Here is a 12,195-nt window from a genome sequence, read left to right as displayed (position 1 = left end):
GGTGCAGTGACTCCCGCGGATCCTTGTCCCGGGACGCCCGCCCCTCGAACATCCCCACCTCGTCCCTGCGCACCACCACACCCCGGTACGACTCCGGCACCGCCAACGCCCCGAACTCCGCCCGCCGCTCCGGCGAACGCGCGTCGCCGGCCATGATCGCTTCGACAATCCGCTTCACAGCTGGCTGCTCCGTCCGTCAGACGCCGAGGTGGCGCGCGATCAGCATCTTCTGCACCTCGCTGGTGCCCTCACCGATTTCGAGAATCTTGGAGTCGCGCCAGTGCCGTGCCACCGGGTACTCGTTCATGAATCCGTACCCGCCGTGGATCTGGGTCGCCTCGCGGGCGTTCGTCACCGCCGCCTCGGAGGAGAACAGCTTCGCCATCGCCGCCTCCTTCTTGAAAGGCAGGCCGGCGAGCATCCGCCACGCGGCGTCGTAATAGGCCGTCCGGGCTACGTAGGTCCGGGTCTCCATCTCGGCGAGCTTGAACGCGATGGCCTGGTTTCGGGCGATCGGCGCGCCGAACGCCTCCCGTTCCTTGGCGTACTTCACGCTCTCGTCCACGCAGGCCTGCGCCAGGCCGACGGAAAGCGCCGAGATGGCGATGCGGCCCTCGTCGAGAATGGACAGGAAGTTCGCGTATCCGCGGCCCCGCTCACCGAGCAGGTTCTCCGCCGGGACCCGCACGTCCTGGAACGACAGCGGCCGGGTGTCCGAGGCGTGCCAGCCGACCTTCGAGTAGGGCGCGCCCGCGCTGAAGCCCGGCGTCGGCACCGGGACGATGATCGAGGAGATCTGCGGCCGGCCGTTCACCGGCTCCCCGGTCACCGCGGTCACCGTCACCACCCGGGTGATGTCCGTCCCGGAGTTCGTGATGAACGCCTTCGACCCGTTGATCACCCATTCGTCACCGACGAGCTGGGCCGTGGTGCGGGTGCCGCCCGCGTCGCTGCCGGCGCCCGGCTCGGTCAGCCCGAAGGCACCCAGCGCGCGGCCGCTGGCCAGTACCGGCAGCCACTCCTCGCGCTGCGCCTCGGTACCGAACCGGTAGATCGGCATCGCACCCAGGCCCACCCCGGCCTCGAGGGTGATCGCCACCGACGAGTCGGCCCGTGCCAGCTCCTCGATCGCCAGGCAGAGCGCGAAGTAGTCGGCGCCCTGGCCGCCGTAGGACTCCGGGAACGGCAGGCCGAACAGGCCCATCTCGGCCATCTGCGCGATGATCTCGTACGGGAAGGTCTTCGCCTCGTCGTGCCCGGCGGCCGCCGGGGCGACCACCTCCCGGGCGAACTCCTCGACCGTCTTGCGCAGGGTCTCGTGCTCTTCGCTCAGCCGGCTGTCAGGCATGGCCCGTCTCCTTCTCCTGCTTCACTACATCCGTCCGACGGGTTGAGTGCGGTGTCCGGGTTCGGCGCTGGTTCCCGCGTCCGCCGTGGCACCGTCCTCGGCGAGCCGCGCGGCCAGCGCGTGCACGACTCGTGACGGGCTCGGCCGGCCCAGCCGCTCCCCCATCCACACGCTGGTGCGCACCAGCGCCCCGAGGTCGACGCCGGTGCCGACGCCGAGGCCGTGCAGCATCCAGACGAGGTCCTCGGTGGCGAGGTTGCCGGTCGCGCTCCTCGCGTACGGACAGCCGCCGAGGCCGCCCGCGGACGAGTCGACCGTGCGCACCCCGGCGCGCAGCGCGGCAAGGGTGTTGGCGAGAGCCTGGCCGTAGGTGTCGTGGAAGTGCACCGCGAGGATCCCCGGGCCGATCCCGGCCGCGGCCAGCTCGGCGAGCAGGGCCTCGACGTGGCCGGGGGTGGCCACTCCAATGGTGTCGCCCAGCGACAGTTCGTCAACACCGAGGTCGACCAGGCGCCGGGCGATCGCGGCGACCTGCCCGGGTGGGACGGCGCCCTCCCACGGGTCGCCGAAGCACATCGACAGGTAGCCGCGGACCGCCAGGCCCCGGGCCCGGGCCGCCGTCACCACCGGCTCGAACATCGCCAGCGACTCGTCGACCGTGCGGTTGAGGTTGCGCCGCGCGAAGGTCTCGGTGGCGCTGCCGAAGACCGCGATCTCGCCGGCCCCGGCCGCCAGGGCCCGTTCCAGCCCCCGGGTGTTCGGCACCAGCACCGGCCGCCGGGCGCCCCGCGGCGGCGGGCCCAGCAGCTCCAGCAGCTCCGCCGCGTCGGCGAGCTGCGGAACCCAGGCCGCCGGGACGAAGCTCGTCGTCTCGATCGCCCGCAGCCCGGCGCCGGCGAGCCGCCGGACGAACTCCGCCTTGACCGCCACGTCGACGACCGAGGCCTCGTTCTGCAGCCCGTCGCGAGGGCCCACCTCGTAGATCGTCACCGACTCGGGCAGGCCGTCCGCCCGGTGGACGTCCGGCTGGAGCCCACCTGGCTGGCGCGCGTCGGGCCGGTACGGGTCGGGCCGGCGCGGATCAGGCTGGGGCATCGGCCGCTCCCGCGGGCCCGTCGGACGCCCCGGCTCCGTCCGCCACCCCGTCGGGCGCCGGCTCGACGACCGCGAGCAGCGCGTCCAGCGCGACCGAGTCGCCGACCCGGACGAGGACGTCCTTCACCTGGCCGGCGACCGCCGCGACCACGGTGTGCTCCATCTTCATGGCCTCGACGACGACCAGCGGGGCACCGGGCTCGACGACGTCGCCGGGGGCCGCCCGCACGTCGACGACGGTGCCCGGCATCGGGCTGCGCGCCTCGCCGCTGTGCTCGCCGGCCGCCGCGTCGGCGCCGCTCTCCGCCCGCCGCTCCGCGAGCGCCCAGGTGAACCCGTCGGCGCCCACCCAGATCGTGCTCCCGCTCGCGGCCACCTGCCACCGCCTGGTCCGGCCGTCTACCGTGACCAGCGCGTCCGCGGGCTGACCCGGGGTGGGCGCGGGCAGCCAGTCGAGCTCGGCCGCGCGTGGCCCGCCGCCGTCCAGGCGGACCAGCAGCCGGCCGTCGGCGGCGCGTTGCACCGCGACCTCGCGTGCCGGCGAACCCCCGGCCCCGCCGGGAGCGGCGACCGACCAGCGCGACCAGGCCCGCTCGCCCAGCCGCCAGCCCGACGGCACGTCCCAGGGGTCGACGACCGATTCGGTCGGCACCATCCCGACCGCGCCGACCAGCCCGAACACCTCCAGGGCGTCGTCCGCCGTGGGCTCGCCGGGCAGGGCGTGCCCGGCGGGATCAGTGAGTGCTTCGAGGTGCCGCTCGACCAGACCGGTGTCGAGGCGGCCGGAACGGGTGTCGGGATGGCCGATCAGGCGGCGCAGGAAGCCGATGTTCGTGGTGACGCCCAGCAGCGTGGTGCCCGCGAGCGCGGCGTCGAGGCGGGCCAGCGCACCCACCCGGTCCGGCGCCCAGGCGACGATTTTGGCCAGCATCGGGTCGTAGGTGGCGGCGACCCCCGTGCCCGCCCGCAGGCCCGAGTCCGTGCGTACCCCCGCGCCCGTCGGCTCCCGCAGGACGAGGACGTCCCCGCCGGTGGGCAGGAAGCCGCGGGCCGGGTCCTCGGCGTACACCCGGGCCTCCACGGCGTGACCGGTCAGGCGCACCTCGTCCTGGGTGATCCGCAGCGGCTCGCCGGCGGCGACCCGCAGCTGCTCGGCGACCAGGTCGACGCCGGTGACCAGCTCGGTCACCGGGTGCTCGACCTGCAGCCGGGTGTTCATCTCCATGAAGAAGAACTCGTCAGGCCGGTCGGTGCCCACGACGAACTCGACCGTGCCGGCGCCGACATACCCGACGGCGGCGGCGACGTCGACGGCCGCACCGCCGATGCGCGCCCGGGTCGCGGCGTCGAGCAGCACCGACGGCGCCTCCTCGACGATCTTCTGGTGACGGCGCTGCAGGCTGCACTCCCGCTCGCCGAGGTGGATCACGTTGCCGTGTGTGTCGGCGAGGATCTGCACCTCGATGTGCCGGGGGGTGTCGACGAACCGCTCGACGAACAGCGTGTCGTCGCCGAAGGACGCGGCGGCCTCCCGGCGGGCCGAGCGCAGCGCCTCGGCGAGCGCGGCGGGCTCGCGGACGAGCCGCATGCCCTTGCCACCGCCTCCGGCGGCCGGCTTGACCAGCACCGGGTAGCCGATCTCGGTCGAGGCCGCGACCAGGTCGGCGTCGGACATCCCCGGCTCGACGCGACCGGGCACGACCGGGACGCCGGCCGCGGCGACGGTGCGCTTGGCCGCGATCTTGTTGCCCATCAGCTCGACGACCCGCGCGGACGGGCCCACGAACACCACGCCGGCATCGGCGCAGGCCTGCGCGAACACCGGGTTCTCGGCGAGGAAGCCGTAGCCGGGGTGCACCGCCTGTGCCCCGGTCGCCGCCGCGGCGGCGAGCACCCGCTCGATGTTGAGGTAGGAGTCGAGCGCGCGGGCCGGGCCGAGGCGCACCGCGACGTCCGCCTCGGTCACGTGGCGGGCGCCCGCGTCGGCGTCGGAGAACACCGCCACCGAGCGGACGCCGAGCTCACGCAGGGTCCGGATGACCCGGACCGCGATCTCACCCCGGTTGGCGACGAGCACCGTGTGGAACATCGACCCTCACATCCGGAAGACGCCGTAGCCGACCGGTTCCAGCGGCGCGTTCGCCGCCGCCGAGAGCGCCAGGCCCAGCACGGTGCGGGTGTCCGCCGGGTCGATGACGCCGTCGTCCCAGAGCCGGGCGGTGGCGTAATAGGGGTTGCCCTGCTGTTCGTACTGCTCGCGGATCGGCGCCTCGAAGGCCGCCTGCTCGTCGGCGGACCACTCGCCGCCGCGGGCCTCGACGGCGTCGCGACGGACGGTCGAGAGCACGGCGGCCGCCTGGTCGCCGCCCATCACCGAGATCCGGGCGTTCGGCCACGTCCACAGGAAGCGCGGCGAGTAGGCCCGGCCGCACATCGAGTAGTTGCCGGCGCCGAACGATCCGCCGATCACCACGGTGAACTTCGGCACCCGGGCGCAGGCCACCGCGGTGACCATCTTCGCGCCGTGCTTGGCGATGCCGCCGGCCTCGTAGTCCCGGCCGACCATGAAGCCGGTGATGTTCTGCAGGAACAGCAGCGGGATGCTCCGGCGGTCGCACAGCTCGATGAAGTGGGCGCCCTTGAGCGCCGACTCGCCGAACAGCACCCCGTTGTTGGCGATGATGCCGACCGGATGCCCGTGCAGCCGGGCGACCCCGGTGACCAGCGTCGAGCCGTACTCCTTCTTGAACTCCGCGAACCTGCTGCCGTCCACCAGGCGGGCGATCACCTCGCGGACGTCGTAGGGTGTGCGCGGGTCCGCCGGTACCACCGAGTAGAGCTCGGAGGTCGGGTACAGCGGCTCCTCGGTCGGGGTGACGTCCCACGGGCGCGGCGCGCGGGGCCCGAGGCCGGCGACGATGCGCCGCACGATCGTCAGCGCGTCGGTGTCGTCGGCGGCCAGGTGGTCGGTGACGCCGGACTTCCGCGAGTGCAGCAGGCCGCCGCCGAGGTCCTCCGCGCTGACGACCTCGCCGGTCGCCGCCTTCACCAGCGGCGGGCCACCGAGGAAGATCGTCCCCTGGTTGCGGACGATCACCGCCTCGTCGCTCATCGCCGGGACGTACGCCCCGCCGGCGGTGCACGACCCGAGCACGGCGGCGATCTGGGCGATGCCCCGGGCCGACATGGTCGCCTGGTTGAAGAAGATCCGACCGAAGTGCTCGCGGTCCGGGAACACCTCGTCCTGCCGGGGCAGGAACGCGCCACCGGAGTCGACCAGGTAGACGCACGGCAGCTGGTTGTGCAGCGCGACCTCCTGGGCGCGCAGGTGCTTCTTCACCGTGGTCGGGTAGTAGGTGCCGCCCTTGACGGTGGCGTCGTTGACCACCACGACGCACTCGCGGCCCGAGACCCGGCCGACCCCGGTGATGATTCCCGCGCCCGGCGCCTCGCCGTCGTACATCCCGTCGGCGGCCAGCGGGGAGAGCTCGAGGAACGGGCTGCCGCGGTCGAGCAGCGTGTCGAGACGGTCGCGGGGCAGCAGCTTGCCGCGCTCGACATGCCGGCGGCGGGCAGCCTCGGACCCGCCCAGCGCCGTGCTGGCCAGCCGGCCCCGCAGTTCCTCGACGAGGTCCGCGAACGCGGCGGCGTTGTGACGGGCGGGATCGCCCTTGGCATCGACCAACGTCCGGAGCGGCTCGGCGGGCTCCGCGCGCCCCCCGGGCACCGGGCGGTCGATGTTAGCGTCGACTAACATGCGACGGAGGCTAGCGGTCGCGAGCCCCCCTGTCGAGCGGTGCCGACTTCCGCAGCTTTGCCGGCCCGTTCCGGGGACGACGGCAGCCGAGGCGAGTTGCGTCAGCCGCTCCATGCGCTGTTGCGGCAACACGCGTTGGAGCGGGCCTCGGCCGGTGGGGACGTCAGTCCGGGCGCAGGCTGCGAAGGAAGAGGCGGACCGCGACCTGGGTGTGGCGCTCCAGCAGCGCGGGGTCGCGGACGATGCCGAACGAGGCCAACCGGGCCGGTGCCGCGGAGACCATGCCGAGGAAATGCTCGGCGAGGATCTCGGGGTCGTCCGCGGCGATCGCTCCGGTGGCCGCGTGCCGGTTCAGCAGCTCGACCACGAGCCGCCGGCGTGGGAAGGCGCCGGCGGCGTGGGTGCGGCGGGCGAGCTCGGGGAACCGGGAGGCGTGGGCGATGGCGATCCGCCCGAGCTTGACCATCGACGGGTCGAGGGCGCGGCTCAGCGCGGTCTGCGCGATCGCCGTCAGCGCCCCCTCCAGGTCGTCGAGGTCCGGCGGTTCCGGGTCCGGCGCCGGCGTGGACGAACTCGTCGGGGGCCAGCGGGGCTCCGGTCAGGTAGCCGCGCGGCCCGGCGCGGATGTCTCTCGGTCGCGAGACCACGGTCCCGCCGGGTGGTGAACTCGGCGGTCGGGTTTCCCTCGCCGCCGGAAAGACACGCCGCCGTTCCGCCGGAATCGGTGAGACAGGGAATCGCCGCGAGCGTCGACATCACCGAGGCCGTTCAAGGCCGTTCGCCGCTTCGGTGATCGCCTCCTGGCAGGACGCCTCCGCGTCACGTGACACTCGAAAGCCGGCGTTCCCGGACATGCCTCCCTGGCGGCTTCGACGAGCCGGTCGCGGCGCCTGGCGGGCCGCCCAGCCGCCTGGCGGGCAGGCCGCTGGTCGCTCGGCAGGCCAGCGCCCCCGACGGCCGGCGGACGGAGGGGACACACTCCGTACACACCGATTGATCGACGGACAGGCTCTATAGCCGATCACCGGCTAGTATGGTCGGCACGCCTGGCCACCAGGCATACCTCCGAGACCGTTACGACACCCCGCCCTACAACACCCCGCGCGACTTCCCGCGATACGACACTCGGCCGAAACAGCACTCCGCTGAAACAGCACCACACCGAAACAGCACCGACCCTGTCGGGCCGCCCGAATATCGCTCCGGGATACCGTACGGACACGGATACCGCACGAATAGGAGAAGGAATTGTCGACGGCCGCGCCGGTTGATCGCGAGAAGCCGAACGGGCCTCGCTCGCGCAAGGGCGCCGCGACGCGCGCACGGCTGCTCGACGCGGCCAAGGCGGTCTTCGAGAAGGACGGATTCCTCGAGGCCCGGATCTCGGACATCGCCGAGCAGGCCGGGCTTTCCCACGGGTCGTTCTACCACTACTTCGACTCCAAGGAGCAGATCTTCCGCGAGGTCGCCATGGAGATGACGGACCTGCTGAACTCTCCGCTGAGCACGTCGATCTTCCTGCCGTCCTCGACCGCGGTCCCCCGGGAGCGGATCAGGGCGGGCATCCGCACCTACCTCGAGAGCTACCGCGCGGAGGCGCGGATCATCGGGGTGATCGAGCAGGTGTCCCGCTACGACGCCCACCTCACCGACGAGCGGTTCGAGCACCAGCAGCGCGACCGGGAACGCGTCGTCGGTTCGATCCGGCAGCTGCAGAGCCTCGGCCTGGCGGATCCGGACGTCAACCCCGCGATCGCCGCACACGCGCTCGGTGCGATGGTCTCCCGGTTCGCCGAGATGTGGTTCGTCCAGGGGCTGGTCGACTGCGACTTCGAGGAGGCCACCGACCAGCTCGCCAGGCTCTTCGCGAGCGCGCTGCGGCTGCGTGACCGGCCGGACGAGGACGGCCGGCCCTCCCCCTCTTTCGCGGAGTGAGCGCCGGCCGTCGGAGAACCGGGGCCGGCTGCCGGGCACGGCTCGTGCCCGGCAGCCGGGTCGGGGTCAGTGCACGGGATCGAAGGCCTGCGTGACCACTCCGGTGGCCTCGGCGCTGCTGCCCGTCCAGGAGACCGAGCCGTGGTCGAGGACGATCACCCGGTCACACAGGTCCAGCGCGTGGCCGACCTGCTGCTCGACGATGAGCAGCGACGTCCCCTCCCCGCGCAGCCGGCGAAGGGTGTCGTAGAGCTCGGCGACGATGATCGGCGCGAGGCCCAGCGACAGCTCGTCGGCCACGAGGACCTTCGGGATCTCCACCATGACCCGGGCCATCGACAGCATCCGCTGCTCGCCACCGGACATGCTGCCCGCGAGCTGCCCGCGGCGCCGGCCGAGCACCGGGAACATCTCGTAGGCCAGCTCGAGACCGCTGCGGACACCACGGCGGCCGCGGACCCGCCGGAACGACAGCGAGAGGTTCTCCTCCACCGTCAGCGTCGCGAACACCGAGCGGCCCTCGGTGGCGTGCGCGACGCCGGCCCGGGCGAACCGGTACGGCTTTGAGCCGGTCATGTCCTTGCCGGCGACGAGAACGGATCCCTCGGTGGGGACCACCAGGCCGGAGGCGACCCGGGCGACGGTCGTCTTGCCCACCCCGTTGGAGCCGACGAGGGCGAGCGCCTCGCCGGGCGCCAGGGTGTACGAGACACCGAACAGTGCCCGGAACGGGCCGTAGGCAGCGGTGACGGACCGGAACTCCAGTACTGGTGTCATTGGGCCACCTCGAAGTTGCCGAGGTAGGCGTCCCGGACCTCGCTGCTCGCCATGACCTCGCGCGTCGGGCCCTGCGCGATCAGCCGTCCGAAGTCGAGGACGTAGGAGCGGGTCGTGAAGCTGGTGACCAGCTCGACGTCATGCTCGACCAGCAGGATGGCGAACCCCTGGGCGCTCTGGACCTCCTCCAGGGTCTTCGCCAGCGCCGTGGTCTCGGACCGGTCGAGGCCGGACGACGGCTCGTCGAGGAGGAGGAGCTTCGGTTCGGTCATCAGCGCCCGCCCGACCTCGACGAGGCGGCCCTGGCCGAGGCTGAGCCGTTCGATGGGCTCCTCGGCCAGTTCGACGAGGCCGAGCAGCTCGAGCACCTCGTCGCAGCGGGCGACCTCGGCCGGCCGGGGCCGGCCGAGCCCGATGATGTCCTTCCACAGCCGGCCGTCGCCGCGCCGGATCCGCTCGGCGATGACGAGATGGTCCCGGACGGTGCAGTCCGGGAACAGCTCGATCCGCTGGAACGTCCGGCCGATTCCCGCCTTGGCCCGCCGGTAGGCCGGCGCGCCCGTGACGTCCCTGCCGGCGATCTCCACCGTGCCGCCGTCGGTCTGCAGCACGCCGAGCAGGCAGTTGAAGAACGTGGTCTTGCCCGCTCCGTTCGGCCCGATCAGGCCGACGCGCTCACCCTCGTCGATCTCCATGGTGACGTCGTCAAGGGCGGTGATGCCGGCGAACCGCTTGGTGACGCCCTGTGCCTTCAGTACCCGATTCACGAGACCGCGTCCTCCGTCCGCGCGGGCGAGGAGGCCGCCGGGCGCTCAGACCCTCCGTTGGCCGCGGCCTTCGGCGACCCGTCGCCGGCCGCGGGTTCAGCTGTGGCAACCGGGGCGGCGGGCGGCGCGGCCGCCTTCGTCGAGGTGCCCGTGGGTGGGGTGGTGTCCGGCTCGGGAGCCGATCCCGCCGCGCCCGCGCCGACGGCCACCGGCACCGCGGCCGGGGTCGCGGGGCGGGCCAGTGCCACCAGCTTGGTGATGAACTTCGGCATGCTCGCCGGCCGCTCCACCAGGCCCTCCGGATGCCGGGCGAACTGGATGGCCGCCAGGCCGAACAACACGTAGACCCACTTGCCGGAGATCGGGAAGAAGTCCGGGATGGCGGTCGGGCTGCGCAGGATCCAGGCGAACACCGTCCCCTTGAGGATCAGCTGGTCGAACACCGCGAAGGACGCGGCGGCGTTCAGCGCGCCGCGCACCGTGCGCGAGCCGAGCGTCACCACGATCACCACCCAGAACAGGGCGGTGAAGGGAACGAAGTTCGTGCCGTAGTTGACGTTCTCCTGCTGGATCGCCAGCAGCGCGCCGCCGAGTCCCGCGATGAACGCGGAGACCGCGAAGGCGACCAGGCGGGCCCGGCCGGCGGAGATGCCGATCGACTCGGCGCCGACCTCGCTGCCGCGCAGGGCGACGAGGGTGCGGCCGAAGGTACCCTTGCGGAGCTGGAGGACGACCATGGCGACCACGATGAGGATCACCGAGGCGAACACCAGGTAGTACTTGTCGTCCGCCAGGTCCCAGGGCCCGATGACCGGGCGCGGCACGGCGGTGCCCTGCAGCAGCGCGGAGTCCCCGCCACCGATCCAGGAGAGCTTCACCAACACGGCGTCGAAGAAGTAGGCGAACGCCAGGGTCGCGATCGCCGTCCAGATGCCGCCCAGCTTGCGGATGGGCAGCGACAGGACCGCGCCGACCACGGCCGCGACGGCGGCGCCGATCAGCGCCGCCATCAGGACCGAGAGGTTGTAGCGGTCGACGAGCTGGAAGACCGTGAACGCCCCGATGGCGGCGAACGTCCCCTGGCACAGCGAGATCTGGCCGGCCATGCCGGTGATCATGGTGATCGACAGGAAGATGATGCCGATCACCACGGCCTGCGTCACCAGGAAGACCCACAGCTGGTCGCCGCGGGCCAGCACCACGATGGCGACGACGCCGAGCGCGGCGAAGCCGATCAGCCTCGTGATCAGGGCCCGGCGCGGGTCGCGCACCTCGCCGCCGAGCGACGGCGGCGGCGGCTCGACCCCGGCCAGCGGGTCACCGGTCTCCCGGGAGCGCCGGATGCTCGGGACGAGCACGACGACGCCGAAGAGCACCACGAACGGCACCGACGGCGTCAGGTTGTCCTGGATCGTCGAGACCCAGGCGTGGTCGTCGGACCAGCGCGGGAGGAAGGTGTTGAGCTGGGCGATGATGATGCCGAGCAGCAGGCCGCCGGCCATCGCCTTCGGCAGGCTCGTCAGCCGGCCCACCGCGGCCGCGGCGATCGCGACCACCATGAGGCTGAAGAAGTCCGCGGCCGCGAGCGTGTTGAAGCGGGGCGCGATGAGCACGCCGGCGACACCGGCGAACAGCGACGACAGCGCCCACGACAGGGCCGAGACCCGGTCGGCGGGGATACCGTTGAGCTCGGTCATCTTCGGGCTCTCGACCACCGCGCGCATGCGGACGCCGATGGCGCTGAAGCGGAACAGCGCGACCAGCCCGGCCATCGCGACCAGGGCGACGCCCATGCTGACGAGTTCGTTGCGGCTGTACGCGTAGACCCCGAACGGGTCGTAGAAGACGTTGGCGCCGTCGGGAACGACACCGACCGGCGTCACGCCGGCGACCGCGGTGAAGTCGGCCAGGATGTCGAACAGGTAGGGAATCGCGACCGCGAGGCCGGCGGCCACGACGAGCCGCGCCACCGCCGGTGCCGTCCGCAGCGGCCGGAAGATCAGCCGTTCGAGGATCAGCCCGATCAGCGGGGCCATCACGAAGACCGCGAGGATGACCGACGGGACGGTCGGCCACTCCCAGATGACCCGGGCCTTGAAGTACATGGCTGCCGAGACATAGGCCTGGGCGCCGAAGGCGAGGTTGAAAACACCCGAGGTCTTGTACGTCAGGACGAAGCCCAACGCGACGAGGGCATAGACCGCTCCCGGCGGTACTCCCTGAAGGAGGGCCTGGAAGAAGTCATGTGAGACGGAGGTCTGGTTCAAGTCAGCAGCCGCCCGTCTGCTGGGCGACAAAGACGACGGGCCTCGGATCGGGGCGCACCGGAGCCCCGTGTCCGGCCGGCGCCGTCGGGCATGCTAATCGCCAGTAACAGATACCCTGATGCATCACTGTATGCGCCATTCCGTTGACTTCAAGGTGCCAGAAATGCATGTCGCCACCCGCGATCCCGGTGGCAACCGTTTATTCATTTTTTTCCGGCCGCTCACGGCGGCCGGAAAGAAGACCACCGC

Annotated in this window: 8 protein-coding genes and 2 pseudogenes; 1 reads left to right on the top strand and 9 read right to left on the bottom strand. The window is 72.2% G+C overall.

The genetic code is table 11. The features are described 5' to 3' along the window. From AC559T_RS05395 to AC559T_RS05370, 6 genes and pseudogenes are all read right to left on the bottom strand, one after another. Positions 1 to 178, bottom strand: a pseudogene (locus AC559T_RS05395) (crotonyl-CoA carboxylase/reductase); the annotation flags it as partial. Positions 179 to 196: 18 nt separating this feature from the next. Next, entirely contained in the window at positions 197 to 1,348 is a 1,152-nt protein-coding gene (locus AC559T_RS05390; RefSeq protein WP_020461572.1) for an acyl-CoA dehydrogenase family protein, read from the bottom strand. A gap of 24 nt (positions 1,349 to 1,372) precedes the next feature. After that, positions 1,373 to 2,443, bottom strand: coding sequence for a hydroxymethylglutaryl-CoA lyase (locus tag AC559T_RS05385; protein WP_498867965.1), 1,071 nt, complete (start codon positions 2,441 to 2,443; stop codon positions 1,373 to 1,375). Beyond that, positions 2,430 to 4,532: an acetyl/propionyl/methylcrotonyl-CoA carboxylase subunit alpha gene (locus tag AC559T_RS05380; protein ID WP_498867964.1), complete on the bottom strand. Its 2,103-nt coding sequence runs from the start codon at positions 4,530 to 4,532 to the stop codon at positions 2,430 to 2,432. Before AC559T_RS05380 ends, AC559T_RS05385 begins: the two co-directional genes overlap by 14 nt. Before the next feature lie 6 nt (positions 4,533 to 4,538). Beyond that, positions 4,539 to 6,200, bottom strand: a complete 1,662-nt coding sequence (locus AC559T_RS05375; RefSeq protein ID WP_198541331.1) for a carboxyl transferase domain-containing protein — start codon at positions 6,198 to 6,200, stop codon at positions 4,539 to 4,541. A 163-nt stretch (positions 6,201 to 6,363) separates the two neighbouring features. Beyond that, a pseudogene (locus tag AC559T_RS05370) lies at positions 6,364 to 6,732 on the bottom strand (TetR/AcrR family transcriptional regulator C-terminal domain-containing protein); the annotation flags it as partial. Positions 6,733 to 7,448: 716 nt separating this feature from the next. Between AC559T_RS05370 and AC559T_RS05365 the strand changes: the two are divergent. Further along, the gene (locus AC559T_RS05365) at positions 7,449 to 8,135 is read left to right on the top strand and encodes a TetR/AcrR family transcriptional regulator (RefSeq protein ID WP_498867963.1); all 687 of its coding nucleotides are present in this window, start codon (positions 7,449 to 7,451) and stop codon (positions 8,133 to 8,135) included. A 66-nt stretch (positions 8,136 to 8,201) separates the two neighbouring features. Here AC559T_RS05365 and AC559T_RS05360 read toward each other — a convergent pair whose 3' ends face one another. The 3 genes from AC559T_RS05360 to AC559T_RS05350 are packed head-to-tail and all read right to left on the bottom strand — an operon-like array spanning position 8,202 to position 11,946. Further along, a complete protein-coding gene (locus AC559T_RS05360) occupies positions 8,202 to 8,912 on the bottom strand; it encodes an ABC transporter ATP-binding protein (protein ID WP_112108554.1) in 711 nt (236 codons plus the stop codon). Next, entirely contained in the window at positions 8,909 to 9,679 is a 771-nt protein-coding gene (locus AC559T_RS05355) for an ABC transporter ATP-binding protein (RefSeq protein ID WP_112108555.1), read from the bottom strand. Before AC559T_RS05355 ends, AC559T_RS05360 begins: the two co-directional genes overlap by 4 nt. Further along, the gene (locus AC559T_RS05350; RefSeq protein ID WP_498867962.1) at positions 9,676 to 11,946 is read right to left on the bottom strand and encodes an ABC transporter permease subunit; all 2,271 of its coding nucleotides are present in this window, start codon (positions 11,944 to 11,946) and stop codon (positions 9,676 to 9,678) included. The genes AC559T_RS05355 and AC559T_RS05350 overlap by 4 nt, the downstream gene beginning before the upstream one ends. Positions 11,947 to 12,195 lie beyond the last annotated feature (249 nt).

Source organism: Frankia sp. Hr75.2 (genome assembly GCF_949319125.1).
Lineage (GTDB): Bacteria > Actinomycetota > Actinomycetes > Frankiales > Frankiaceae > Parafrankia > Parafrankia soli.
This window is presented reverse-complemented; position numbering and strand designations above follow the sequence as displayed.